The sequence below is a fragment of the Saccharothrix variisporea genome (assembly GCF_003634995.1).
In the GTDB taxonomy this organism is placed as follows: domain Bacteria; phylum Actinomycetota; class Actinomycetes; order Mycobacteriales; family Pseudonocardiaceae; genus Actinosynnema; species Actinosynnema variisporeum.
Map to the genome: position 1 here is coordinate 6,793,141 of NZ_RBXR01000001.1, position 23,874 is coordinate 6,817,014.

Genomic DNA, 23,874 nt, shown 5'->3' on the forward strand with positions numbered 1-23,874 from the left:
GTTGTTGGCGCGCGCCTACGCGCGCGCCCAAATCGTGCTGTCAGATTCCTGTCCGTGCTGCTCAGCGCGGCTCTCACGGCGTCGCTGCTGAGCGGGACGCCGGCACCGGCGGGCGCGGCTGAACCGCGTGCCGTCGATCCGCGTGAAGTGCCCGCCCTGGAGGCGAGGCCGGACGCGGACGAGGTCGTCGCACCGGCCGACCCGAAGGCGGACTTCACGCCCTTGTCCAAGCGGGCGGGCGCGGGCGGGTCGCACTTCGACCCGGAGAAGTCCAAGGTGGTGCGGCGGTCGCTGTTCGAGACCGAGTACGAGAACCCGGACGGCACGCGGACGATCCAGCAGTCGACGGAACCGCGCAACGTCAAAGACCCGCAGGGCCGCTGGCACGAGGTCGACCCGTCGCTGGAGACCGACGCCCGGTCGCGGCGGGTGAAGGCCAAGCGCCACCCGCTCAAGCCCACCTTCGGGGCCACCGCGGACGACCCGTCCCTGGTGACCGTCGAGGCCGGGGGCGACCGGGTCTCCCTCGGCCTCGACCGGCCCGCCCAGGGCCGCAAGGCCGATGTGAACGGCCGGTCCGCGCGGTACGCCGACGTCACGGCCGACACCGACCTGGTGTACGAGGTGACGCCGGGCGCGGTGAAGGAGACCATCCGGGTCAAGAAGCCCGGCGCCTCCTCGTGGCGCTTCACCCTGGACACCGGCGGTCTGACGCCGGTGGTGACCGAGCAGGGCACGGTCGAGCTGCGGGACGCCCAGGGCGCCGCGAAGATCGTCATGCCGCCGGTCGTCACCTGGGACTCGTCCGGCAAGGACGACGCTCCGCCGGCCGTCACGGGCGGTTCCTACGCCGTGGAGAAGACCGGTGGGACGTGGGCGCTGACCGTCACGGTCGACCAGGCCTGGCTGAACGACCCGGCCCGCGTGTACCCGGTGAGCGTGGACCCGACGTTCGCCTTCGGGGTGGTGTACTCCGAGGCGTACAAGTCCGACGGCTACTGGTGCACCAACTGCGGCGTCCAGATCGGCAACGTGCTCGACCGCGGCGACAAGTACTGGCGCAGCGCGCTGCGCTTCGACTACTCCTCGATGTACGGCCGGACGATCGTCGGCGCGAAGGTCGACGTGTCCAACAAGCGCGGGCCGCTGTCCCCGGACAAGACGTGGCCGGCGCACCTGTACCACGCGTCCGCGATGGAGTTCAACGGCGTGGGCGGCCACATGGCCAGCGGCATGGTCGGCCAGGTCGGCACGTTCACCGGCGACAGCCTGACCAGCTTCCTGCGCCACGTCGTCGACATCCGGCACATGGCCACGTTCCTGCTGGTCGGCCACGAGGCGCCGGGCGTGTGGACGTACAAGGACCTCAACGCCACCCTGACCGTCGACACGGGCAGCGCGCCGCCGGCGCCGTCGCCGACCGGTCCCCCGGACCAGGCGGTGATCCGGAACCTGGCCCCGACCCTGTCGGTGACCCCGGTGTCCGACCCGGACGGCGACCCGGTCAAGTACTGCTTCAAGGTCGCCACGGGACCGGACGCGAAGTCCGGTGTCGTCGTGGACTCGGGCTGCCTCGACAGCCCGACGTGGACGGTGCCGGAGGCGGTGCTCCAGGACGGTGTGGCCTACACCTGGCAGGCGCACGCGTACAGCGGCGTGACGATGACGCCCAGCCCCGTGCAGCACTTCAAGATCGACCAGCGGATCGGCGACCGCGGTCCCGCGCCCGTCGACACGCTCGGCGCGATCAGCGTGAACCTGGCCAACGGCAACGTCATGACCTCGCAGTCGTCGCCGACGTTCACCACGGTCGGCGGTTCGGCGGGGCTCACCCTGTCGTACAACTCGCAGCAGCAGGAACCCAAGGGGCTCAAGGCGACCTACTTCCCGGACCTGTCGCACAACGGCAACATCAACCCCGGCCAGGAGCCCGTCCTGGTGCGCACCGAGCCCCAGGTGAACGTGGAGTGGGGCTACACGTCGCCGTTCGCGCCGGCGTTGCCGGAGGACTGGTTCCTCGCCCGGTGGGAGGGCTACTTCCAGGCTCCCGCCACGGGCACCTACCAGTTCGCGGGTGTGCACGACGACGGCCTCAAGGTGTGGGTCAACGGCAACAGCGTCTACGACCAGCCGTGCTGCAGCGACGTCAACTACGGCGTGTCGACCGGTGTCGCCCTGACGGCGGGGCAGCGCGTACCCATCAAGGTCGAGCTGGCCGAGGCGACCGGGTACGCCGCGCTGCGGCTGTTCGTCCGCACGTCCGAGGGCAACGTGCCGTCCCAGGTCGTCCCGGCGGACTGGCTGTACACCTCCGACCTGCCGGTGCTGTCCCGGGGCTGGACGATGTCGGCGGACCTCGACGGTGACGGTTCCACCTACACCGAGGCGAAGGTCACCGACCAGACCGTGGTCCTGACCGACGGCACGGGCGCCAAGCACACCTACAAGAAGCAGAGCACCGGCGGCTACACCGCGCCCGACGGCGACGCCGGGCAGCTGTCCCTGGACGCCACGGGCCGGGTCACCCTGACCGAGGGCTCGGAGGTGTTCGTCTTCCGGTCCGACGGCAAGCTCGAGCAGGTGTCCAACGTCCAGGACGCGCGGAAGCCGGCGGCCCTGCAGAACGTCTACGACGGCTCGCCGTCGCGGTTGAAGGAGATCAAGGACCCGGTGTCCGGGCGCTCGCACCGGCTGCACTACAACCGGCCGGGCGACGACTGCTACGGCGGCACGCCCCCGCCCCGGTACGCCCAGCCGCTGCCGCCGGAGCAGATGCTGTGCCGGATCACCTACTGGGACGGCAGCGAGACCAGGTTCTGGTACGCGGGCAACGCCCTGGTCCGCATCGAGGACCCGGGCGGGGAGAACACCGACTACGGCTACGACGCCAACGGCGTGCTCGACCGGACGCGGGACGCGTTGGCCAACGACTGGCTCGCCGTCAACCCGACCCACCCCTCCGCCCTGGAGGTCATCGCCCAGATCGGCTACACCACGAAGGAGGGCAAGCCGTACGCCTCGTCGGTGACCGCGGCGTCGCCGTCGCCCGGCCAGGCCGCCCGGCCGAAGCACATCTACCACTACGACACGGTCAACCGCGCCACCTACGTGGGTGTCGCCGGCCTGTCGCCCGCGCCCGGCTACTACTCGATGGTCCGGTACGACAACGACTACCGGCTGCTGTCGACCACGGACGCGACCGGCCGCACCACGTCGCAGACGTGGAACGTCAAGGACGAGAAGCTGACCTCGACCGACGCGTCCGGCCGGGTGACCACGTACACCTACGACGACAAGGGTCGGCCGGTCGACACGTACGGCCCCGCGCCCGCGTCGTGCTTCAACGGTCAGTCGCCGACCCCGGCGTGCGCGGACACCGTGCCGCACAACAAGACCGGCTACGACGAGGGCGTCAACGGCCTCGCGGTGTCGTTCTACGACAACAGGTTCCTGTCCGGTGCGCCGAAGGTGCACCAGACCGGTCTGGCCGCGGACCGCACCGCCGTCCGCAACTGGGGCACCGACGCGCCCGCCGCCGGCATCCCGGCCGACAACTTCTCGCTGCGGATGACCGGTGACGTCGTCTTCCCCGAGGCGGGCAACTACACCCTGCGGGTGCTGGCCGACGACGGCGTCCGGGTGTGGGTCAACGACAACCTCGTCATGGACTACTGGGTGGACAGCTCACCGACCTGGCGCACGGCCGTGGTGACCAGCCCGGCCCCGGGCCACACCAAGCAGATCCGGGTGGAGTACTACGAGAACGCCGTCACCGCCCAGTTGGAGCTGCACTGGACCACGCCCGGCGGCGTGCAGCAGGTGGTGCCCGCCACCAGCCTGCGGCCGAAGTACGGCCTGACCACGACCAGCTTCCAGGCCGAGTCGCACGGCGTGCCGAACGGCACGACCACGACCCGGTACGACGAGGACGGTTTCGACCCCGCGTACGGGCTGGCCACCAGCACCACCGCGGGCGGCCTGACCACGCGCAGCACCTACGAGCCGCTCGGTACCGGCTACCTGCGCAAGACCGGCAAGAAGATGCCCACGGGCGTTCAGATCGGGCACGTGTTCTACGGCGACACCGAGACCCGCGACAACCCCTGCACCGCCGAGGTGGAGTCGATCAACCAGGGCGGGTTGTCCAGGCTCAACCGGCTGCCCACGCCGGCGACCGGTGCCGCGCGGGAGGACGAGCAGGTCTACGACGCCTCCGGCCGGATCGTCGCCAAGGGCAGCGCGGGCCGCTGGACCTGCACGACCTACGACGAGCGGGACCGCTCGGTGGCGGTGAAGCACCCGGCGACGGCGTCGGCGGCGGAGCGGACCGTCACCACGAACTACGCGGTCGGCGGCGACCCGCTGGTGACGTCGGTGTCCGACCACAACGGCACCGTCACGACGAAGACCGACCTGCTCGGCCGGGTCGTCGAGTACACCGACGCCAACGGCGTGCGCACGGAGTCGAGCTACGACCAGGTCGGCAGGCTGATGTCGGAGAAGGTCGTCCCGCCCAACCCGGCCGACCCGCCGCAGGTGACGTCCTACACCTACGACGACGCGGGCCGGCTGCTGACCCTGCGGCTGGACTCGACCACGCTGGCGGAGATCACCCTCGACGCCGCGGGCGACGTCGCGTCGGTGGCCTACGCCAACGGCAGTTCGTTGTCGGCGCTGGGCAAGGACCCCTCGGGGCGCGTGGTGTCCCACACGTGGCGGACCGCCGACGCCGTCCAGGTGGTGTCGCAGGTGACCCGCACCAGGGGCGGCACGATCGTCGACGAGGTGCTGAACGGGGTGGACGCGCGTCCGTCCGGCCAGAACTACGCCTACGACGCCGTCGGCAGGCTCACCGAAGCGTGGGTGGGCGGCCACCACTACACCTACGACTTCACGTCCACGGCCGCCGCGGCCTGCCCGACCGGCACCCGTGCCGACGCCGGGCTGAACACCAACCGGGTGCGGCTGCTGGACGAGACGGCGTCGGGTGTGGCGGAGACCGCGTACTGCTACGACGCGGCGGACCGGCTGCTGGCGACGGTCGGCGCGACGGCCGTCACCGACATCCGGTACGACGACAACGGCAACACCACCCAGTACACGGTGGACGGCGCGACCACCCACCTGTCCTGGGACGGCGCGGACCGCAACATCGCCGTGCGCACGACCGGTGCCGACCCGGCGGACGTGTCCTACGTCCGGGACGCCACCGACCGCATCGTCCGCCGCACGGCGGCGCAGGGCGACGCGGACACCGACGTGCGGTACGGCTTCACCGGCAGCGGCGACACCGCCGACCTGACCCTGGTCGGCGCGGACAAGAGGCTGGCCTCACGCGCCGTCAGCCTGCCCGGCGGGGCGCTCTACACGTGGCGGCCGGACCCGGCGGCGGTCACCGTCGACCACCCGACCGTGCGGGGCGACCTCACGCTGACCACCGGCGCGGACGGCAAGCAGGTCGGCGGTCTGCGGGAGTACGGCCCGTTCGGCGAGCCCGCCACGCCCGACGCGGTGCCGGACAACGCGCCCGGCCAGTTCGACGCCGGGTGGCTCGGGCAGCACCAGCGGCTGTACGAGCACGCCGGGTCGTTGTCGGTGGTGCAGATGGGCGCCCGCCCGTACAGCCCGCTGCTGGGCCGGTTCCTCGCGGTCGACCCGGTTGACGGGGGCAGCTCCAACGACTACGACTACGTCAACGGCGACCCGGTCAACGCCACCGACCTCGACGGCCGCATCCCCGACTGGATGAAGCGGGCGGGCCGGTGGGCGTGGCGGAACCGGGGCAAGATCGCCAGCGGCTTCCGGGGCGCGCTCCGGCAGGGCGCGGGACGGGTGTTCCACGTGGTGCGCTTCGTGCGCAACGCCCCGTACACCGGCCCGGCGGTGGCGTGGGCGCGGATGCGAGGGGGCAAGTGCAGCATGAAGGCCGGCCTCATGATCGCCTGCAACGGCATGAAGGGCGGCTACGGCACCCGGCGCGGCATGACCATCGGCAACGTGTTCCTCACCGGTGAGCGGAGCACCCACCCGAACATGATGCGGCACGAGGCCAAGCACGCGACGCAGTGGGCGGTCCTCGGACCGGCGTTCCCCATCGCGTACGGCCTGGCCGAACTGCGCTACCCGGGCGCCCGCAACCCGTTCGAGCGGCACGCGGGGCTGCACGACGGCTGCTACCGGAGGGGACCGCATTGCTGACCAGGCTCGTCGCCGGCGTCGTCGCCGTCGGGCTCGCGACCTCCGCCTGCGTGCCGCAGGCGGAGTTCGACCCGGTCGCGGTCCGGCTGGACGCCGCCGGCCGGGTCGAGATCCTCTACACCGCCTGCGAGCCCGCCGGCGTCGTGCGCGTCGACCTGGTGGCGCCGGGGGAGCGGGACTACGACGAAGGCTCCCCGCGCGCCTGGCGGGTGGACTTCGCCGAGCCGGCCCGGGTGACCCGGTTCGTGGTCGGCGAACCACCGGCCGGCGCGGCGGAGACCGTGCCGGCGCGGGAACCCCGGCCCGGGGAGGACCTGGTCGCCGAGGTCCACCTCGCCGACGGCACGGTGGAGTACGAGAGCTTCGTGCTGGAGGACTTGGCGGGCGGGAAGGTCCGGTACCACGTGAAGAACATGTCCGCCGAGGAGTTCGCGAAGGCGAGTTCCTGCGGCTGACGGGCCGTCGCGGGGGTGCCGCTCGACGCGGCGCCCCCGCTTCGCCCCGGCGGCCGGCGGGTTCGAGTGGCGGTGACGGCGGTCTCGGGTTATCTCCGTCGCACGGGGGAACCCGTCCGGTCGGAACGGCGTTGGAGGAGCCATGAAGAAGGTCACCGCAGCGCTGCTCGGGTTGGCGGCCGGCGCGGTCGCGTGGGGGTTGCGGGACGTGCCCGCCGCGTTGGGCGGGCGGCCTGGCGGGGAGCGGGTGTGGCGGTCGCCGCGCTACTGGGACGGCAAGTTCCACAACGCCGTGCGGACGCGCACCATGCCGGCCGGGAGTGCCGGGGACACCGCGCGCGAGCTCGTTTTCGGTGGGCAGCAACGGCATCCCGTCGGGGACGTGCCGCTGGTCCCCGCCACGGACGTGGCCACCGAGGGGCTGCACCTCACCTGGTACGGGCACGCGTCCACGCTGGTCGAGATCGACGGCGCGCGCATCCTGCTCGACCCCGTGTGGAGCGACCGGTGCTCGCCGTCCCGGCTGGTCGGGCCCAAGCGGCTGCACCCCGTGCCGCACACGCTCGCCGAGGTCGGCCCGGTGGACGCCGTCGTCATCTCGCACGACCACTACGACCACCTCGACCAGGCCACCGTCGAGGACCTGACCACGACCACCCACGCCGTCTTCGTGGTCCCGCTGGGCATCGGGGCGCACCTGCGGCGTTGGAAGGTGCCGGAGTCCCGGATCGTGGAGCTGGACTGGGAGGAGTCGCACGAGGTCGCCGGCGTCCGCTTGGTCGCCTCGCCCGCCCAGCACTTCTCCGGCCGCGGGTTCCGGCGCGACAACACGCTGTGGGCGTCCTGGGTCATCCTCGGACCCGAGCACCGCGTGTACTACAGCGGTGACACGGGGTACTTCGACGGCTACAAGCGCATCGGCGACAAGTACGGCCCCTTCGACGCCTCGCTGATCCAGATCGGCGCGTACGGGCCGGGCTGGCCGGACATCCACATGACGCCGGAGGAAGGCGTCGCCGCACACCGCGACGTCCGGGGTGGGCTGCTGGTGCCGGTGCACTGGGCCACGTTCAACCTGGCCTTCCACGACTGGTCCGAGCCCGTCGACCGGGTGTGGCGCGAGGCCAAGGCGTGGGAGATCCCGCTCGCCGTGCCGCGGCCCGGTGAGAAGATCGACGTCAACGATCCCCCGCAGGTAGACGGATGGTGGCAGGCACTGGCATGAGGACCGCGGTCGTGACCGGCGGTGGCACCGGCATCGGGCGGGCCATCGCGGCGGAACTGGTGGCTCGTGGCCTGGACGTGGTGATCACCGGGCGGCGCGAGGACGTGCTGGAGGCCGCGGCGGCGGAGATCGGCGCGCGGGCGGTGGCGTTCGACGCCGCCGACCCCGACCAGGTGGACGCCGCCCTCGCCGAGCTGCCGTCCACTGTGGACGTCCTGGTGAACAACGCCGGCGGGCTGGCCGGCGGCGACGACCTCAAGAGCCAGTGGCTCGCCACCTACGAGGCGAACGTGATCACGGCCGTCCTCGTCACCGCCGCGCTGGAACCCCGCTTCGCCGAGCAGGCCCGCGTGGTCACCATCGGCTCCATCGCGGGCCGGCGCGGCGGCGGCAGCTACGGCGCGGCGAAGGCGGCGGTCGAGGCGTGGACCGCCGAGCTGGCATTCAAGCTCGGCGGGCGGGGCATCACCGCCAACGTGGTGTCGCCGGGCTACATCGAGGACACCGAGTTCTTCGGCGGCGGGATGACCGACCAGCGTCGGCAGACCCTCATCGGCCAGACCGCCAACGGCCGCGCGGGCACCCCGGCGGACGTGGCCGCGACCGTGGCGTTCCTCACCTCGCCGGAGGCGGGCCACATCACCGGCCAGGTCATCCCGGTCAACGGCGGCGCCCACCTGGCCCGCTGACACCGGCCCGCTGAGCCCCCGGCCCGCCTGGCCCGCCGCAGCCGACCGGCGACAATCTCCCCATGACCAGGATCGTCGCGGGCGTGGCCGGTGGTCGGCGCCTGCAGGTGCCCCCGAAGGGCACGCGGCCCACCTCCGACCGGGTGCGCGAGGCGTTGTTCAGCTCGCTCGAAGCGCTCGTGGACCTCGACGGGCTCCGCGTCCTCGACCTCTACGCGGGCAGCGGGGCGCTCGGGTTCGAGGCGCTGTCCCGGGGTGCGGCGCACGCCACGTTCGTCGAGTCGGACAAGCGGGCTGCCGAAGTCCTCAAGGGCAACGCCCGCGCCCTGGGCCTGCCCGGCGCGCAGGTCGTGAACCGCACCGCGCTGGCCGCCGTCGCCACCCCGCCGGACGCCCCGTGCGACGTCGTCTTCGCCGACCCGCCCTACGACGTGACCGACGCCCAGCTGGCCGAGGTCCTCGCCGCGCTGGTCGCGCACGGGTGGACCGCGCCCGGCTCGGTGGTCGTCGTCGAACGGGCCGCTCGGTCACCTGAACCGATCTGGCCCGCCGGGCTGGAATCCTTGCGCAGCAAGCGATACGGCGACACGGCGCTGTACTGGGCGGAGCACGCCGGCGCGGGCGGGTGATGCGGACCACGACCGGAGTGGACGCATCCGATCGGGTGCTACCGTCCGAAACCATGACGCGTGCCGTGTGCCCCGGCTCCTACGACCCGGCCACCAACGGACACCTGGACATCATCGGCAGAGCGGCGAAGCTCTTCGACGAGGTCGTCGTCGCCGTGCTCATCAACAAGAACAAGAAGACCCTGTTCTCGGTGGAAGAGCGCACGGACATGCTCCGCGAGGTGACGGCCCAGTGGCCGAACGTGCGGGTGGACTCCTGGCACGGCCTGCTGGTCGACTACTGCCGCGAGAACGACATCAAGGCCATCGTCAAGGGCCTGCGCGCGGTCAGCGACTACGACTACGAGCTGCAGATGGCGCAGATGAACCACCAGCTCACCGGCGTCGACACGCTGTTCATGCCGACCAACCCCATCTACAGCTTCCTGGCCAGCTCGTTGGTGAAGGACGTGGCCACCTACGGCGGCGACGTGTCCAGCCTGCTGCCCCCGTCGATCCAGGCACGGTTGACCCAGCGTCTCGCCGAAGGCCGCTGAACCACACGAAAAGTGGCCGGATCTTCACACGATGTGATGGTCCGGCCACTGCCATGAGTGACGTCGGACACCACGTCAAGTTCACGCACTGCGACCCATCAGCGCTGTTGATCACCACCGCCAACACGCGCCCCCGATCTCCCCGCGCCGGCCGACCAGTCAGGGCACACTAGGACGGGTACCGCAGTGTGGGCGTGGGGAGTGTGCCGTGTACCGGGTGTTCGAGGCCCTCGACGAGCTGGTCACGATCGTCGAGGAAGCGCGTGGCGTGCCGATGACCTCCGGGTGCGTCGTCCCCCGCGGTGACGTGCTCGAACTGCTCGACGACGTCCGCGACGCCATCCCGGCCGAGCTGGACGACGCGCAGGACGTCCTCGACCACCGCGACGAGCTGGTCGGCAAGGCCCAGCACGAGCTGGAGGCCGCCACCAGCAAGGCCCGCGCCGAGGCCGAGCGGATCGTCGCCGAGGCCCAGCACGAGGCCGAGCGGATGCTGTCCGAGGCCCGTTCGCGCGCCGAGCGCATGGTCGCCGAGGCCGAGGACCAGGCGCAGCGCACCGTCAACGCCGGTCGCCAGGAGTACGAGGACCTGGTCGGCCGCGCCCACGCCGAGGCCGACCGCATGGTGCAGGCCGGTCGCGCCAACTACGAGCGCGCCATCGAGGAGGGCCGCGCCGAGCAGGCCCGCCTGGTCGACGCCACCGAGGTGGTGCAGGCCTCGCACGCCGAGTCCGCGCGCATCCTGGAGGCCGCCCAGGCGGAGGCGATCCGCCTGCGCAACGAGTGCGACGCCTACGTGGACGGCAAGCTCGCCGACTTCGAGGACCTGCTCGCGCACACCCTGCGCAGCGTCGGCAAGGGCCGCTCGCACCTGCGCGGCCCGGCCGTCAACGCCGCCGCAGCGCCCTTCGACTACCACGAGTCCGCGGCCCGCTGACCGCGTCGGGTGCCCCGCGAGCCGGGCCCTCCCGGCTGGAACACGCCGGTGAACGGTGCCCACTCCACGGAGTAGCCACCGGTCGCGCAACGCCCTGAGCACCCGATTTCACGTCACGGCCCGTTGTCCCGTACCCTTGACCGGCTGGCCGTGGTAAGTCACCCGTCGGCAACCACCAACATCATGTCTGAGCACCGTCACGCCTCCGCGCGTCCCGCAGCCACCGGGCCCTGGGTCATCGACACCAGGGACCTCGGGCGTCGTGCGGGCTCTTCACGCGCGGTGACCCGGTCGGTGCCGGCCGAGGGAATGGGCCTCGAAGGCGTGATCGCGGTGCCGAAGGGTGGCGTCGTCGACCTCGATCTCCTGCTGGAGTCGGTGGTGGAGGGCGTCCTCGTGACCGGCACGGCCTCGACGGTGGTCGAAGGGGAGTGCTCGCGCTGCCTGGAGCCGCTGTCGGCGGAGGTCGAGGTGGAGCTGACGGAGCTGTACGCCTACCCGGACAGCACCACGGACGAGACCACCGAGGAGGACGAGGTCAGTCGGTTGCACGACGACCTGGTCGACCTCGAACCTGTGGTGAACGACGCCATCGTGCTGTCGCTGCCGCAGGTGCCGCTGTGTTCGCCGGACTGCCAGGGGCTGTGCGTCGACTGCGGTGGCAAGCTGGCTGAGCTCGGCCCCGACCACGGGCATGAGACGATTGACCCCCGATGGGCCGCTCTGCACGAGCGGTTCGCCGGGAATCGTGACAATCCAGAGGAGAACTAGTCGTGGCCGTCCCGAAGCGGAAGATGTCGCGCTCGAACACGCGCTCGCGCCGCGCTCAGTGGAAGACCGCTGCCGTGCACCTGGTGGCCTGCTCGAACCGGGCCTGCCGCCAGCCGAAGCCGCAGCACGTCGCCTGCCCGGCCTGTGGCCAGTACGACGGCCGCCAGGTCGTCCAGCCGGCCTGACCTCCTCCAGCGAAGAGAAGCGGCGCACAGTGGGGGGCAGGTCGTCGCGCGGTCGGTCCGCCGACCGCGCCCCGTTGCTCGAAGCGCTCGGCGTCCCCTTGGACGCCGAGCTGCTGACGCTCGCACTGACACACCGGTCGTACGCGTACGAGAACGGCGGCCTGCCGCCGAACGAGCGACTGGAGTTCCTCGGCGACGCGGTGCTCGGCCTCGTCGTCACCGACCACCTGTACCAGACCCACCCGGAACTGCCCGAGGGTCAGCTCGCGAAGCTGCGGGCCAGCGTCGTGAACATGCACGCGCTGGCCGGTGTGGCCCGCGGCCTGGGTGACGACGGTCTGGGCGGACACCTGCTGCTCGGTCGCGGCGAGGAGCTGACCGGCGGCAGGGACAAGGCGAGCATCCTCGCGGACGGCCTGGAGGCCGTCATCGGCGCGGTGTACCTGCAGTTCGGCATCGACACCGCGCGTCAACTGGTCCACCGCCTGTTCGACCCGCTGTTGGCGGAGGCGCCGCTGCGCGGCGCGGGCCTGGACTGGAAGACCAGCCTGCAGGAGCTGACGGCTTCGGCCGGGCTCGGCGTCCCCGAGTACCGGGTGGACGACCAGGGTCCCGACCACCGCAAGGAGTTCACCGCCACGGTGATCGTGGGTGGCCAGGCCCACGGCTCCGGTGACGGGAAGACCAAGAAGGAAGCCGAGCAGAAGGCGGCCGAGGCCGCCTACCGGGTGCTGTCCGAACGGGTCCGCGCGGAGCAGGAGGCCGCCGCGGCCGGCAACGGGCACGCCCCCAACTCGGCGACACCGCAGACTTCACCCACCAAGGAAGACTGACGCCGATGTATGCCACGAACGTCCGGACGACCCGGCGCGTGCGCGACCGCCGACCCTCCCGACCGTTGAACGCCACCCGCAGCGGCGGCATCCAGGGCCTGGTCCTGGTGCGCGACACCGCGCAGAACGGTGGCTGGATGCTCAAGCCCACCAAGCCGCAGGCCGCCGCCTACGAGCTGCTGGAGGAGCTGGAGCAGCAGGCCGCCGAAGAGACCGCCGAGAACGAGGACTGACCCACCGCACGTGCCCGAGCTGCCCGAGGTCGAAGTAGTCCGCCGAGGTCTGCACGAGCACGTCGCCGGTCGGACCGTCGCCTCCGTCGAGGTCCTGCACCCCCGCGCCATCCGCCGACACCTGCCCGGTGCGGCGGATTTCGCGCACCGGTTGACCGGTCGGACCATGGTGCGGGCCCGGCGGCGCGGCAAGTACCTGTGGGTGGACCTGTCCGACGGGGACGCGCTGCTCGCCCACCTCGGGATGAGCGGTCAGATGCTGGTCCAGCCGGTCGGCGTGCCGGACGAGAAGCACCTCCGGGTGCGGGTCCGGTTCGCCGACGACGGCCCGGAGCTGCGGTTCGTGGACCAGCGCACGTTCGGCGGGCTCGCGCTGGCCGAACTGGTCGAGGTGGACGGCACGGCGCTGCCGCAGTCCGTCGCGCACATCGCGCGCGACCCGATGGACCCGGCGTTCGACCTGGCGGCGGCCGTGGCGGCGCTGCGCCGGCGGCGGACCGAGGTCAAGCGGGCGCTGCTGGACCAGACCCTGGTGTCCGGCGTGGGCAACATCTACGCCGACGAGGCGTTGTGGCGGTCCAAGCTGCACGGCCTGCGCCCGACCGACAAGCTGACGCGGCCGAAAGCCGTGGAACTGCTCGGGCACGCCACCCAGGTGATGCACGAGGCGCTGGGTGAGGGCGGGACTTCTTTCGACGCGCTGTACGTCAACGTGAACGGCCAATCCGGGTACTTCGACCGTTCGCTCAACGTTTACGGCCAGGAGAACCGGCCGTGCCGCCGGTGTGGCACGGCCGTGGTGCGGGAACCGTTCATGAACCGGTCGTCCTACTCGTGCCCGCGCTGCCAACCGAGGCCGCGCGGTCTTTAGCTCTTCGTCGCTGTCAGCGGGCGCGGGGTGGGTCGGCGAGGCGGCGCAGCAGGGGCGTGACCGAGCGGACGTGGTCGCGCTCCTCGTCGGACAGCCGCGAGAGCCGTTCGCAGAGCAGTTCGGCCTCGCCGTGCGCGAGGGAGACGATCGTGTCCCGTCCCGCGCCGGTCAGCTCGACGATGGTCGCGCGCCCGTCGGCCGGATCGGCTTCGCGGCGCACCAGGCCGCTGGACTCCAGGCCCGTCACCACGGTGGTGGCCGTGGGCTGCGAGCACAGCGCGCGCACCGCGATCTCGCCGATGCGCATGGGACCCTGCGCGGCCAGCTCGGCGAGGACGAGCAGCTGGGTGGGCTGCAGCCTGCGGACCGACGCCGACTGCCGCAGGCTGCGGACCAGTCGGTGCACGGCGACCACGAGCTGTAATGCGTCTTGGTTGGTCACACTGGTGGTCATCTAAGACCTCCTCGTGGCTCACCGACCGTGAGCGGTTGTCCGAATTCGGACAGGACATTTGCACTATCGCGCGACCCGTGTCCAGCAAACGGATTCATTCGCACCCGGATGTACTCACCCTTTCCGCACCGATGCGGTCACCGGGCCGCTAAAACGCCATAAAAGCGGTGTTGAGGGGCGTCAAGACGACGTCAGAATCGACCGCGGTCGGCGGGCGGTGGCCGATTGGACGTAGTGTCGGACCGTGACGAAGGTGCTCGTGGTCGACGACGAACCGCAGATCGTCCGCGCGCTGCGGATCAACCTGTCCGCGCGGGGCTACTCGGTCCTCACCGCGCACGACGGGACGGCGGCGCTGAGGGCGGCCGCCGAGGGCAAGCCGGACGTCGTGGTGCTGGACCTCGGGCTGCCCGACGTCGACGGGACCGAGGTCATCGCGGGGCTGCGCGGGTGGACCTCGGTGCCGATCATCGTGCTGTCCGCGCGGACGGACTCGACGGACAAGGTCGAGGCGCTGGACGCGGGTGCGGACGACTACGTGACCAAGCCGTTCGGGATGGACGAGTTGCTGGCGCGGTTGCGGGCGGCGGTGCGGCGGTCGGCGGTGACCGAGGGAGAGGACGCCGTGGTGCAGACGGCGTCGTTCACCGTGGATCTGGCGGCGAAGAAGGTCGTGCGCGAGGGCGAGGAGGTCCACCTCACCCCGACCGAATGGGGCTTGCTGGAGATCCTGGCCCGGAATCGCGGGCGGTTGGTGGCGCAGAAGCAGTTGTTGCAGGAGGTGTGGGGACCGCAGTACGCGAAAGAAACTCACTACCTTCGCGTGTACCTGGCCCAACTGCGCCGCAAACTCGAACCGGAACCCTCCCGCCCACGCCACCTGGTGACCGAACCCGGCATGGGCTACCGCTTCGAGCTCTGACCCAGCTCGACCCCGCGATCCCTCTACCCATCACACGCCGCCGAACGCCCGGCCGGTTGTCCCCGCCCGCCGAACTTCCCCCGTTCGGGCGACAGAGGCACCTCGAACCGGGGCACCTCGAACCGGGACGCCTCACCCCGCAGGCAGCGTCGGGTGGCGCTCGAACAGGATCGTGACCTTCACGATCAGCTCCTTGTACCGTGCCGCCCAACGGCCGGTCAGGACCTTCTCCTTCGGGCGGTCGTCCTCGTGCACGAACTGGATCAGGCCGTCCCGCCGGCCCAGGCTCACGCACTGCTGGACGTACTTGAACCGGAACGGCTTCGGCTCCTTGCCCGCGAGCTTGTCGGCCAGCGCCCGCACCGCGCGCTGGGTCGTCGGCAGCCCGGTCGCGCAGGCCATCCGCAGCTCCAGCCCGTCCGGGCGGCGCATCGCGGCGGCGTCGCCCACGGCCACCACGTCCGGGTGCGACACCGACGTCTGGGTCTGGTCGACCACCATCCGGCCGCGCGCGTCCACCTCGAACCCGGCTTCGCGGGCCAGCTCCGGCACGGTGAAGCCCGCCGTCCACACCACGGTGTCCGCGTCGACGCGTCCGTCCGCCAGAGCCACGCCGCCGGCGTCCACGGCGGTGATGCGAGCGTTCTCGTGCACCACGACACCCAGCCGGGCGAACGCCTTGCGCAGGTGCGCGCGGCCGGCCGTCGAGAGTGCGGCCCCCAGCTCGCCGGCGGTGATCAGGTGGACCTCCAGCCCCGGGTGGCTCTCGGCGAACTCCGCCGCCGCTTCGATGCCGGTCAGGCCACCGCCCGCCACCGCGACCACGCGGGCGTTCGCCAGGTCGGCGCGCAGGCGTTCGGCCTCCTCGCGCGAGGCCACGGTGTGGGCGTGCTCGCGGACGCCGGGCACCGAGTCCAGGTCCGCCCGGCTGCCGAGGGCGTAGATCAGCTTGTCGTAGGTGAGCGCGCCGCCGCGCAGTTGGACCTTGCGGGTGTCCGGGTCGATCCCCGTGACCCGGTCCACCACCAGCTCGACGCCCGTGCCGCGCAGCAGGTCCGCCAGGGGCCGGTCGCGCAGGGTCTGGCCGGCCGCCAGCTGGTGCAGCCGCACCCGCTCCACGAACCGGTCGCGCTCGTTGACCAGGGTGACCTTCGCACCCGTCCAGCGTGCCGCGAGCTTGGCCGCCGCGAGTCCCGCGTAGCCGGCGCCGATGACCACGATCTCCGTCATGTCCCTCTCCTTCCGTCGAGGGTGGAGCGAGATGGCGTGCCGACCCGTGACACCGATCCCCTGTGACGTGCGCCACGCACGATCAGCGCGGCGGGGACCAGTGCCAGCCACCCCGGTACGGCCACCAGCACGATCGACAGCAGCAACGCCCACGCCCCGACGACCCAGCCGACGTACGCGGGCACCACGCCGCCGCGTCGGGCCGTGCCCGCCACGACCAGGCCCAGCACCAGCAGCGGCACGCCGAAGCTGCCCAGCGTGAGCCACAGGACGTACTGGTCCCCGCTGGGCGCACCGCCGGGCGGGGCCACCGAGGCCCACAGGCCGGCACCGGTCCACCGCGCCCAGCTGTCGAGGTTGAGCGCGGTGGTGAGGACGATGTGGATGGCGCCGAGTGCGGCGAGCAGGATTCCGGCAAGACGGGTCACGAGAGGGAAGTTACCAGTGGCAACATCGCCGCGTAAGCCCTACCACCACGGCGCCTTGCGCGAGGCCCTGGTCACGGCCGCCCGCGCACTGGTGGACGCCGAGGGCGCGGAGGGCCTGACCCTGCGCAAGGCCGCCGCAGCGGCCGGGGTGTCGCACGCCGCCGCCTACCGGCACTTCGCCGACAAGGCCTCGCTGGTCGCCGCCGTGATGGCGCAGGGGTTCGCCGAACTGGCGTCGGTCCCCGAGCCGGACGGCACCCCGTTGCGACGGCTGCACGGCACCGGCCGCGCCTACCTGGAGTTCGCGCTGGCCAACCCGTCCCTCTACCGCCTGATGTTCGGGTCCGCCGACGTCCCGCGCCGCGCCGACTTCCCCGACCTCGCGGCGGCCGAGCAGCGCGTCTACGCCCGGATCGCGGCCGGGATCGAGGCCGCGCAGGCCTCCGGCGAACTGGCGCCGCACCCGGTCGCGGACGTGACCCTGCTGATGTCCTGCGTGATGCACGGCCTGTGCTCGCAGCTCCTGGCCGGCCTGCTGCCCGTCGCCGACGCGGACGAGTTGGCGGCCACCGTGATGTCGTTGGTGGACAAGGGATTGGCGGCACGGTGATCACGGTCCGGCACACCTCCGATGTCGACCCGCAGCTCCTCGAGGCGGCGCGCGAGCTGTGCGACGACGCTTTCGACGGCGACTTCTCCGACCACGACTGGGACCACGCCCTGGGTGGCGTGCACGCGTTCGCGTGGGAGGGCGACGACCTGGTCGGGCACGGGTCCGTGGTGCAGCGGCGGCTGCTGCACGGTGGTCGGGCGCTGCGGGCCGGGTACGTCGAGGCCGTCGCGGTGCGGGCGGACCGGCGGGGGCGGGGGCACGGCGCGGCCGTGATGGCGGCGCTGGAACGGGTGGTGCGCCGGGCCTACGACCTGGGTGCGCTGAGCGCGAGCGAGGACGCCCTGGACTTCTACGCCGGTCGGGGCTGGGTGTTGTGGCGCGGGCCGTCCTCGGTGCTGACCCCGAGCGGGATCGTGCGCACCGAGGACGACGACGGCGGTGTCTATGTGCTCCCGGTCGCGGTGCCGCTGGACGTGGACGGCGAGCTGGTGTGCGACTGGCGCGACGGGGACGTGTGGTGACTCAGGCCTTGGTCGCGTGCACGACCCACGCGGCGGACTGGTAGCGCACGCCGTGCTCGCCCACGTGCCGCGCGATGTCCACGCGGGCCGCTTCGACGACCCGTGCTTTCGCTTCCTCGTCGAGTTCGGCCAGCTGCGAGGCCTGACGGGCGGTGATGAACGCCAGCGCGTCCTCCACGTCGTGGCCCAGCCACACCGGCTCGCTGACCGCCTCGAGTTCGACGTCCGTCATGCCGGCCCCGGTCAGCAGCGCGCGCACGCGGTCGGGGTCGCTGAGCGAGAACGGGTGCGCCCCGGTGGGCGGCGGCTCGGGCACGGGTTTGCCGGCGGCGAACAGCGCGCGGAACGTGGAGGCGAACTCGTTGCGCGCCAACGGTTGCCACGTCAGCAGCACCATCCGGCCGCCGGGTCGCAGGGCGGTCGCGATGTTGGCGAACGCCTTGTCCGGGTCGCCGAAGAACATCACCCCGTGGCGGCTGATCACCAGGTCGAACGCGGCCTCGGGGAACGGGTGCACCTGGGCGTCGGCCTGCTCGAAGGAGACGTTGGTGATCCCGTCGCGCTCGGCCCGCCGCCGGGCCTCCTCGATCATCCTGGACGACAGGTCCACCCCGAGCGCGTGCGCGGCGCGGCGGGCGGCGTCGCGCGTGGACTTCCCGGTGCCGCAGCCGACGTCCAGGACCCGGTCGGAGGGGTCGACGCCGGCCGCGTCGAGCAGCCGCTGGTGGTACCCGGCGGCACCTTCGTCGAAGCGGTCGGCGTGGTCGGCCCAGAAGGCACCCTGGTCGCCGTCCCACGCGGTGAGCTGGTCGGAGTTGGTCGGATCCACCCGCACGGTCATCCGCCGGACGTTACCCACGCCACACCGACCCGGCGACCGCGTTTCCGCCGGGTTCTTCCGCGATGTCGGGAAGTCGGTGTGATCCGCACCGCGAGTTCGCTGCCGTCCTAGGTTCGGCCGCTATCGCGTACATAGCGTTGCCCCGGGGGAACCAAGACCAGGAGGACACATGTGCGCGGCCTGTGGGGTAGCGACGCACGTGCCGGCAGTGCCGCGGCGGTTCGCCGCGCTGCGGAACCGGGACTGCCGGCCGTACCTGTTCGGCGCGGGGCTCGCGATGATGGCCGACAACATCGAGCACGTCATCACGTACTGGGTGCTGTGGGAGAAGTTCCAGTCGCCCGCGCTGGCCGGGTTCGCGGTGATCAGCCACTGGGTGCCGTTCCTGCTGCTCTCCGTGTGGTTCGGTTCGCTGGCCGACCGCTACGACTGCCGCCGGGTCATCCAGGCCGCGCAGGTGCTGTTCATGGGCGTCTCGGCGGCGTGGGGCGTCCTGTTCCTCACCGACACCCTCCAGGTGTGGCACGCGGGCGTCCTGCTGGTGCTGCACGGCATCGCGGGCGCGCTCTGGGGACCGGGCGAGCAGTTGATGCTGCACGACTTCGTCGGCCCGGACGAGCTGCCCAGCGCGGTCCGGCTCAACGCGACCTTCCGCAGCCTGGGCGTCCTGTTCGGCCCCGTGGTCGGCTCGGCCCTGCTGCTGGGGCTGGGGCCGACCGCCGGGATCTTCGTCAACATCGCCTTCTACCTGCCGCTGACGCTGTTCCTGTTCCGCACGAAGTTCACCGGCCACACGCGTGACCAGCACGCACGTCCGCGCGTGGGCGTGCTGGAGTCGTTGCGCGTGCTGCGCGAGGTGGGCTCGAACCGGACGCTCGTGGCGATGATCGTCGTGGCGGGCCTGGCGTCGTTCTTCGTCGGTGCTTCGCTCCAGTCGGCCATGCCGATCTTCGCGACCGACCTGGGCGCGGGCAGCGCGGGCCTGGCGTACGGCGTGCTGCTGTTCGCCAACGGCGCGGGCGGGGTGCTGGGCGGTGTCCTGCTGGAGGCCACGACCAGCCTCAAGCCGACCGTGCGCACGGCGGTGGTGGCCACCGGCATCTACGGCGTGACCAGCCTGGGCTTCGCGGTGACCGGCAGCTACCCGTTGGCGGTGGTGCTGTTGCTGGTCGGCGGCGTGGCGCACCTGGCGTCGATGTCGATCACGCAGACCGTGGTGCAGCTGCTCAGCCCGCCCGCCGATCGCGGCCGGGTGTTGGGCGTCTACGGCATGTCGTCGGGCGGGTTGCGCGCGGGCAGCGGTTTCACGGTCGGACTGCTGGGCGCGGCCGTGGGCGTGCACGCTTCGCTGGCGTGGAGCGCGATCGCACTGTGCGTGGGCACCGCCGCAGCCGCCGTCTACGCCTTGCGCGACTAGGCCGCGTGGCGGAGTGGCAGTCCGCCGGAGGGGACACAACTCAACTTGGGCTTCTTGCTTTTGTCATCTCCGTATGGCCTGCCCGAAGGGCTACCGCATTTTCCAGGGGTTGCAGCCGAAAGTTTTGCGAGGAACGAGCAAAAGTTTTAGCGGCAACCCCTGGAAAATGTGGTAGGCTCCGCCAGGCCATACGGAGATGGCAAAAGCAAGAAGCCCCCGCCGTTGCAGTTGGGTCATCTTTGGTGGCCTGCCCGCCGGCGAGGCTCTTTTAATCTTTAACCGGAACGCTCCGCTCTCAAGCCGAACGCGCTTCGCGCTGGTACGCGCTGCGCGCTCTCAAGATCAAAAGATAAAAGCGGCGCTCGCCGCGCGGCAGGCCGCCAGCGGGGGGTGAAGGGCGTCGGTTCCCCCGCCGTATGGCCTGGCGGAGCCAACCACATTTTCCAGGGGTTGCCGCTAAAAATTTTGGCTCGTTCCTCGCAAAAATTTTCGGCTGCAACCCCTGGAAAATGTGGTAGCCCTTCGGGCAGGCCATACGGCGGGGGAACCGAGGCCCTCCACCTGTGGTTGAGACCACCACACACAAAAGCCGCGCTTCGCGCGCTCGAAAAGCGTGCGCTGCGGGGCAGGGTGAATTGCAGGATGCTTTCTAGCGGACGCGTTGCCCTCGGAGGACGACGGCGATCGGGTGTTCTAGTTGGTCGAGGTCGGTGCGGGGGTCTTCGGCGTAGACGACTGCGTCCGCTGGGGCGCCCGGTTCGAGGCCGGCCAGGCCCAGGTACTTCCGGGCGTGCCAGGATGCGGCGCCCAGGGCTTCGTGTGGGCCGATTCGGTGTGACAGGGCGTGGATCTCGTGTAGGAGCGCGTGTCGGTCGTGGGGGACGGAGTCGGTGCCGGCCAGGATGCGCACGCCTGCCTCGTGTGCGGCTCCGACCAGGTCGCGCAGGGCGTGGACGCCGCCGACGAACCAGTCCTTGCGTGGGCCGTCCGGCTTCTTCTCCACCTCGGGCAGGTGGCGTTCGAAGCCGGACAGGGTCGGGGTGAGGGCGGTGCCCTGGGTGGCCATCTGGTCCAGCAAGGCCGGGGCCAGCCACATGCCGTGTTCGATGGAGTCCACCCCGGCGGTGACGGCCGCCGCGCTGCCGCCCGCGTGCTGGGTGTGCACGGCTACCCGTCCGCCGACCGCGTGCACGGCCGCCACTACGGCGGTCATCACGTCGGCGGGGACGGGCTCGTCGTCCAGGCCCCAGTCCGCGACGATCTTCGCCCAACCCGACCGCCGCGCCTGACGAGCCGCCAGGGCGGGGAGGTCGGCCAGGTCCCCGTGGTGGCCCCAGGTGTCGAAGAACTGGCCGTGCCGCGCGATCCACGGACCCGCGTGGAACGCCCGGGGCGTGCCCGGGTCGGTGCCGAACCACGGGGGCGGGTCGCCGGCCAGGCCGGGGGAGCGGATCGCGGTGACGCCGAGGTCGACGTGGTCTGCCAGGTGCTCGCGCAGGAGGTCCTCGTCGAGCGGGTCGCCCGCGTTCTTCGCGCCGGGGTGGGTGTGGGCGTCCACGAGGCCCGGCAGGAGCCAACCCTCGACCACCTCGGCGCCGGGGACCGGGTCGTCGGTCCACCGGTCGCCGTCGGCGCACAGGTCCACGTGTTCACCGCTCGGGAGCGCCCGCCCCCGGATCCGCACCACCACGGTTCCCCCTCACCGGTCGACGTCCAGCCAACCGGAAAGGGGCGGGCCTGTCACCCGGTGGTCGGGGTGGTGGTGGCCGAGGAGGACGACGACGCGCTGGTGGGGGTGGGTGTCCACGACGTCGGCGGGTTGCTGGGCGACTGGGACGCCGGCGGCGGTTCGGTGGTCGTGGTCAGCTCGACCGCGGTCGACTCGTGGGTCTCCGGCTGCGGCGCGGGGGCGTTGGCGCGGGGCTTTTCCGCGGCCGGGACGGTGATCACCACCGTGGACGTGTGGCCGTCGGTCGCCACGCGGAGGGCCGTGCTGGTGGTGGCCTTGACGTCGGCTTGCGGCTTGGGCGGGCCGGCGTCGGGTTTCGGGTCGCCGGTCGCGAGCATCGACGCGAGCGTGGCCATCACCGTGGCGACCACGGCGCCGCCGGCGGCCAGCAGCACCAGCGACGAGACCTTGCGCTTCGGTGACTCCTGATGATCTTCCTCGAACACACCATCTCCCTGTGGGAAACCCGGTCGGATGGTCAGGTGTTCGAGTTATCGGCTCACGGCGTCGGCGCCCTCATCGTTCGGGCGGTCCTCCACACGAATGTGTGGCACGCCGTCACCAAGCCGGGACGTCCTCGTTTGGATCACCCGCTGGTGGTCGGCTTGGGCTCCGTGGTGGTGGAGGAGGTCGTGGTCGGCTGGGTCGTGGTGGGGTCCGACGTCGGATCGGTGGTGGTCGGCTTGGGCGGCTGCGTGGTGGTCGGCTGGGGCGTCTGCGCCGGCGGCTGGGTGTCCTCGACCGTCGTGGTCGTGGTGGTGCCGTCCGGACGGGTCACCGTGGTCACGCGGGTGCGCTTGGGCGTCGTCGTCGTGGTGTCGGTGGTGGTCGTGGTGGTGTCGGTCGTGGTCACGGTGATCGACGGGACCGACGTCGTCGTGGGCACCGTGGTCAGGGTGCTGCGGTTCACCACGTCCTGCCGGGGCGTGTCCTTGGCCGGGGCCGCGGTCTCCTGCGCGCCGGCGAGCGAGGCGATCGTGGCGAAGATCGTCGCCACCGCCACGCCGGACGCGGCCAGCAGGACGTTCGGCGACACCCGCGGCTTCCGGCGGTCGGGTTCCGGGGTCTCGTACAGCCCGTCGGTCACGCGTTGCTCCCTCTCACCAGCCGAAGTCTTGGGTCCAGTACCAGCCGCGGGTGTCCAGACCCACGCCGATGGCGGTGAAACCGCAGTTCAGGATGTTGCGGCGGTGGCCTTCGGAGTTCATCCACCCCGTCATGACCGCGTCGGGCGTCCGGTAGCCCTGCGCGATGTTCTCGCCGCCCGGCTTCGGGTAGCCCGCCGCGGTCATGCGCTCGGCGAAGTCGACGCCCTCGGGGGTGTCGTGCGAGAAGTAGTTCCGGGTGGCCATGTCGGTGCTGTGCGCCTGGGCGGCGTTCACGATCCGCTCGTCCACCTTCACCGCCGGGCACCCGGCCGCCGCGCGAGCCTCGTTGACCAGCTGCACGACCCGCTGCGCCGCCGACACGGGCGGGGGCGTCGTGGTGGTCGTCGTGGGCGGCTGGGTCGTCGTCTCGGTGGTCGTCGTCGGCACCGGCGTGGTGGTGGTCGTCGTCTCGGTGGTCGTGGTGGTCGGTGCGGCGGTCGTGGTGTCCTTCGGCCGGGTCGGCTGGCCGGTCCGCACGGGCACGCCGACCCCGCCCACGCCGCCGTCGCCCGGCTTGTCGGCCTCGGCCACCTGTGTTGAGCTGGGCGCGACGAAGGGGGCGAGCTGTTCGGGGCTTGCGAAGGCCACGCCGGTCGCGCCGGCGGCCCCCAGCAGCAGCCCGACCAGTCCGCCCATCACGGATCGGTTACCGCGCCGCGCACTCACGGTCGCGCACCGTACCACTAAAGGGTGAAATGTCAGGATGGCCGCTGTGGCTGGTGCAGAGAACACCGTTCGGCTCACCGCGTGGGTCCGCGGGCACGTGCAGGGCGTCGGCTTCCGCTGGTGGACCCGCGCCAGGGCGCTTGAGCTGGGCTTGGTCGGCAGCGCGTCGAACCTCCGGGACGGCCGGGTCGAGGTCAACGCCGAGGGTCCGAAGGAAGCGTGCGACGGCCTGCTGGACGCGCTGCGTTCCGGTCGTACCCCCGGTCGGGTGGACTCGGTCGTGGAGCGCTGGTCGGAGCCGCGCGGCGGCCTGACCGGTTTCGTCGAGCGTTGAACGCACCGG

25 protein-coding genes are annotated in these 23,874 nt (G+C 71.7%); 17 read left to right on the top strand and 8 right to left on the bottom strand.

What is annotated here, in order from left to right; all coding sequences use genetic code 11:
• The first annotated feature begins 54 nt into the window (after positions 1–54).
• The 12 genes from DFJ66_RS30920 (at position 55) to mutM (ending at position 13,562) form a co-directional block, all read left to right on the top strand.
• The gene (locus tag DFJ66_RS30920; protein ID WP_246029966.1) at positions 55–6,198 is read left to right on the top strand and encodes a PA14 domain-containing protein; all 6,144 of its coding nucleotides are present in this window, start codon (positions 55–57) and stop codon (positions 6,196–6,198) included.
• On the top strand, positions 6,192–6,653 hold the full coding sequence (locus DFJ66_RS30925; protein WP_121226370.1) for a hypothetical protein: 462 nt from the start codon (positions 6,192–6,194) through the stop codon (positions 6,651–6,653). The genes DFJ66_RS30920 and DFJ66_RS30925 overlap by 7 nt, the downstream gene beginning before the upstream one ends.
• Positions 6,654–6,795: 142 nt before the next feature.
• Positions 6,796–7,878 (top strand): MBL fold metallo-hydrolase, encoded by a 1,083-nt coding sequence (locus DFJ66_RS30930; RefSeq protein WP_121226372.1) that lies wholly within the window; start codon positions 6,796–6,798, stop codon positions 7,876–7,878.
• Positions 7,875–8,567 carry an SDR family NAD(P)-dependent oxidoreductase gene (locus DFJ66_RS30935; RefSeq protein ID WP_121226373.1) on the top strand — a complete coding sequence of 231 codons (693 nt, stop codon included), beginning with the start codon at positions 7,875–7,877 and terminating at the stop codon, positions 8,565–8,567. The genes DFJ66_RS30930 and DFJ66_RS30935 overlap by 4 nt, the downstream gene beginning before the upstream one ends.
• 62 nt (positions 8,568–8,629) lie before the next feature.
• Positions 8,630–9,196 (top strand): 16S rRNA (guanine(966)-N(2))-methyltransferase RsmD, encoded by a 567-nt coding sequence (gene rsmD, locus DFJ66_RS30940; protein ID WP_121226375.1) that lies wholly within the window; start codon positions 8,630–8,632, stop codon positions 9,194–9,196.
• A gap of 53 nt (positions 9,197–9,249) precedes the next feature.
• Positions 9,250–9,732 carry a pantetheine-phosphate adenylyltransferase gene (gene coaD, locus DFJ66_RS30945; protein ID WP_121231986.1) on the top strand — a complete coding sequence of 161 codons (483 nt, stop codon included), beginning with the start codon at positions 9,250–9,252 and terminating at the stop codon, positions 9,730–9,732.
• Between the two features lie 208 nt (positions 9,733–9,940).
• Entirely contained in the window at positions 9,941–10,669 is a 729-nt protein-coding gene (locus DFJ66_RS30950) for an SPFH domain-containing protein (RefSeq protein ID WP_121226377.1), read from the top strand.
• A gap of 183 nt (positions 10,670–10,852) precedes the next feature.
• Positions 10,853–11,440, top strand: coding sequence for a YceD family protein (locus DFJ66_RS30955; RefSeq protein ID WP_121226379.1), 588 nt, complete (start codon positions 10,853–10,855; stop codon positions 11,438–11,440).
• A gap of 2 nt (positions 11,441–11,442) precedes the next feature.
• Positions 11,443–11,625, top strand: a complete 183-nt coding sequence (rpmF, locus tag DFJ66_RS30960) for a 50S ribosomal protein L32 (protein ID WP_015104500.1) — start codon at positions 11,443–11,445, stop codon at positions 11,623–11,625.
• Between the two features lie 29 nt (positions 11,626–11,654).
• Entirely contained in the window at positions 11,655–12,458 is an 804-nt protein-coding gene (rnc, locus tag DFJ66_RS30965) for a ribonuclease III (RefSeq protein WP_121226381.1), read from the top strand.
• A gap of 5 nt (positions 12,459–12,463) precedes the next feature.
• Positions 12,464–12,691 (top strand): hypothetical protein, encoded by a 228-nt coding sequence (locus DFJ66_RS30970; RefSeq protein WP_121226383.1) that lies wholly within the window; start codon positions 12,464–12,466, stop codon positions 12,689–12,691.
• Between the two features lie 10 nt (positions 12,692–12,701).
• The gene (mutM, locus tag DFJ66_RS30975; RefSeq protein WP_121226385.1) at positions 12,702–13,562 is read left to right on the top strand and encodes a bifunctional DNA-formamidopyrimidine glycosylase/DNA-(apurinic or apyrimidinic site) lyase; all 861 of its coding nucleotides are present in this window, start codon (positions 12,702–12,704) and stop codon (positions 13,560–13,562) included.
• Positions 13,563–13,575: 13 nt separating this feature from the next.
• On the opposite strand, the gene DFJ66_RS30980 is transcribed toward mutM, so the two are convergent.
• On the bottom strand, positions 13,576–14,016 hold the full coding sequence (locus DFJ66_RS30980) for a MarR family winged helix-turn-helix transcriptional regulator (protein ID WP_121226387.1): 441 nt from the start codon (positions 14,014–14,016) through the stop codon (positions 13,576–13,578).
• 244 nt (positions 14,017–14,260) lie between these two features.
• Here DFJ66_RS30980 and DFJ66_RS30985 point away from each other — a divergent pair, with 244 nt between their 5' ends.
• Positions 14,261–14,938 carry a response regulator gene (locus DFJ66_RS30985; protein ID WP_121226389.1) on the top strand — a complete coding sequence of 226 codons (678 nt, stop codon included), beginning with the start codon at positions 14,261–14,263 and terminating at the stop codon, positions 14,936–14,938.
• A 132-nt stretch (positions 14,939–15,070) separates the two neighbouring features.
• Here DFJ66_RS30985 and DFJ66_RS30990 read toward each other — a convergent pair whose 3' ends face one another.
• Positions 15,071–16,168 carry an NAD(P)/FAD-dependent oxidoreductase gene (locus DFJ66_RS30990; protein ID WP_121226391.1) on the bottom strand — a complete coding sequence of 366 codons (1,098 nt, stop codon included), beginning with the start codon at positions 16,166–16,168 and terminating at the stop codon, positions 15,071–15,073.
• Positions 16,165–16,596 carry a DUF6463 family protein gene (locus DFJ66_RS30995; protein ID WP_147459405.1) on the bottom strand — a complete coding sequence of 144 codons (432 nt, stop codon included), beginning with the start codon at positions 16,594–16,596 and terminating at the stop codon, positions 16,165–16,167. Before DFJ66_RS30995 ends, DFJ66_RS30990 begins: the two co-directional genes overlap by 4 nt.
• 16 nt (positions 16,597–16,612) lie before the next feature.
• Between DFJ66_RS30995 and DFJ66_RS31000 the strand changes: the two genes are divergently transcribed.
• Complete coding sequence (locus DFJ66_RS31000; protein ID WP_170199757.1) at positions 16,613–17,206, top strand: TetR/AcrR family transcriptional regulator; 594 nt, start codon at positions 16,613–16,615, stop codon at positions 17,204–17,206.
• Complete coding sequence (locus DFJ66_RS31005) at positions 17,191–17,730, top strand: GNAT family N-acetyltransferase (RefSeq protein ID WP_397556370.1); 540 nt, start codon at positions 17,191–17,193, stop codon at positions 17,728–17,730. Before DFJ66_RS31000 ends, DFJ66_RS31005 begins: the two co-directional genes overlap by 16 nt.
• A gap of 1 nt (position 17,731) precedes the next feature.
• Here DFJ66_RS31005 and DFJ66_RS31010 read toward each other — a convergent pair whose 3' ends face one another.
• Positions 17,732–18,571: a class I SAM-dependent methyltransferase gene (locus tag DFJ66_RS31010; RefSeq protein ID WP_121226398.1), complete on the bottom strand. Its 840-nt coding sequence runs from the start codon at positions 18,569–18,571 to the stop codon at positions 17,732–17,734.
• Positions 18,572–18,770: 199 nt separating this feature from the next.
• Between DFJ66_RS31010 and DFJ66_RS31015 the strand changes: the two genes are divergently transcribed.
• Positions 18,771–19,988, top strand: a complete 1,218-nt coding sequence (locus DFJ66_RS31015; protein ID WP_246029967.1) for an MFS transporter — start codon at positions 18,771–18,773, stop codon at positions 19,986–19,988.
• Positions 19,989–20,637: 649 nt separating this feature from the next.
• Here the strand turns inward: DFJ66_RS31015 and DFJ66_RS31020 are convergent.
• The 4 genes from DFJ66_RS31020 to DFJ66_RS31035 all read right to left on the bottom strand — a co-directional run bounded on the left by DFJ66_RS31020 (position 20,638) and on the right by DFJ66_RS31035 (position 23,501).
• Positions 20,638–21,678 carry an amidohydrolase family protein gene (locus tag DFJ66_RS31020; protein WP_121226402.1) on the bottom strand — a complete coding sequence of 347 codons (1,041 nt, stop codon included), beginning with the start codon at positions 21,676–21,678 and terminating at the stop codon, positions 20,638–20,640.
• A gap of 50 nt (positions 21,679–21,728) precedes the next feature.
• Entirely contained in the window at positions 21,729–22,163 is a 435-nt protein-coding gene (locus DFJ66_RS42275) for a hypothetical protein (RefSeq protein WP_147459407.1), read from the bottom strand.
• Between the two features lie 140 nt (positions 22,164–22,303).
• The gene (locus DFJ66_RS43065) at positions 22,304–22,804 is read right to left on the bottom strand and encodes a hypothetical protein (protein ID WP_170199759.1); all 501 of its coding nucleotides are present in this window, start codon (positions 22,802–22,804) and stop codon (positions 22,304–22,306) included.
• A 13-nt stretch (positions 22,805–22,817) separates the two neighbouring features.
• Positions 22,818–23,501 (bottom strand): CAP domain-containing protein, encoded by a 684-nt coding sequence (locus DFJ66_RS31035; protein WP_246029968.1) that lies wholly within the window; start codon positions 23,499–23,501, stop codon positions 22,818–22,820.
• A gap of 67 nt (positions 23,502–23,568) precedes the next feature.
• Here DFJ66_RS31035 and DFJ66_RS31040 point away from each other — a divergent pair, with 67 nt between their 5' ends.
• Positions 23,569–23,865, top strand: coding sequence for an acylphosphatase (locus DFJ66_RS31040; RefSeq protein WP_121226408.1), 297 nt, complete (start codon positions 23,569–23,571; stop codon positions 23,863–23,865).
• Positions 23,866–23,874 lie beyond the last annotated feature (9 nt).

What these genes read in the sequence shown, in the direction of transcription:
- DFJ66_RS30930 (WP_121226372.1), top strand. Translation starts at nt 6,796, where the DNA reads ATGAAGAAGGTCACCGCAGCGCTGCTCGGGTTGGCGGCCGGCGCGGTC.
- DFJ66_RS30935 (WP_121226373.1), top strand. Translation starts at nt 7,875, where the DNA reads ATGAGGACCGCGGTCGTGACCGGCGGTGGCACCGGCATCGGGCGGGCC.
- rsmD (WP_121226375.1), top strand. Translation starts at nt 8,630, where the DNA reads ATGACCAGGATCGTCGCGGGCGTGGCCGGTGGTCGGCGCCTGCAGGTG.
- coaD (WP_121231986.1), top strand. Translation starts at nt 9,250, where the DNA reads ATGACGCGTGCCGTGTGCCCCGGCTCCTACGACCCGGCCACCAACGGA.
- DFJ66_RS30955 (WP_121226379.1), top strand. Translation starts at nt 10,853, where the DNA reads ATGTCTGAGCACCGTCACGCCTCCGCGCGTCCCGCAGCCACCGGGCCC.
- DFJ66_RS30970 (WP_121226383.1), top strand. Translation starts at nt 12,464, where the DNA reads ATGTATGCCACGAACGTCCGGACGACCCGGCGCGTGCGCGACCGCCGA.
- DFJ66_RS30980 (WP_121226387.1), bottom strand. Translation starts at nt 14,016, where the DNA reads ATGACCACCAGTGTGACCAACCAAGACGCATTACAGCTCGTGGTCGCC.
- DFJ66_RS30990 (WP_121226391.1), bottom strand. Translation starts at nt 16,168, where the DNA reads ATGACGGAGATCGTGGTCATCGGCGCCGGCTACGCGGGACTCGCGGCG.
- DFJ66_RS31010 (WP_121226398.1), bottom strand. Translation starts at nt 18,571, where the DNA reads ATGACCGTGCGGGTGGATCCGACCAACTCCGACCAGCTCACCGCGTGG.
- DFJ66_RS31035 (WP_246029968.1), bottom strand. Translation starts at nt 23,501, where the DNA reads ATGGGCGGACTGGTCGGGCTGCTGCTGGGGGCCGCCGGCGCGACCGGC.
- DFJ66_RS31040 (WP_121226408.1), top strand. Translation starts at nt 23,569, where the DNA reads ATGGCCGCTGTGGCTGGTGCAGAGAACACCGTTCGGCTCACCGCGTGG.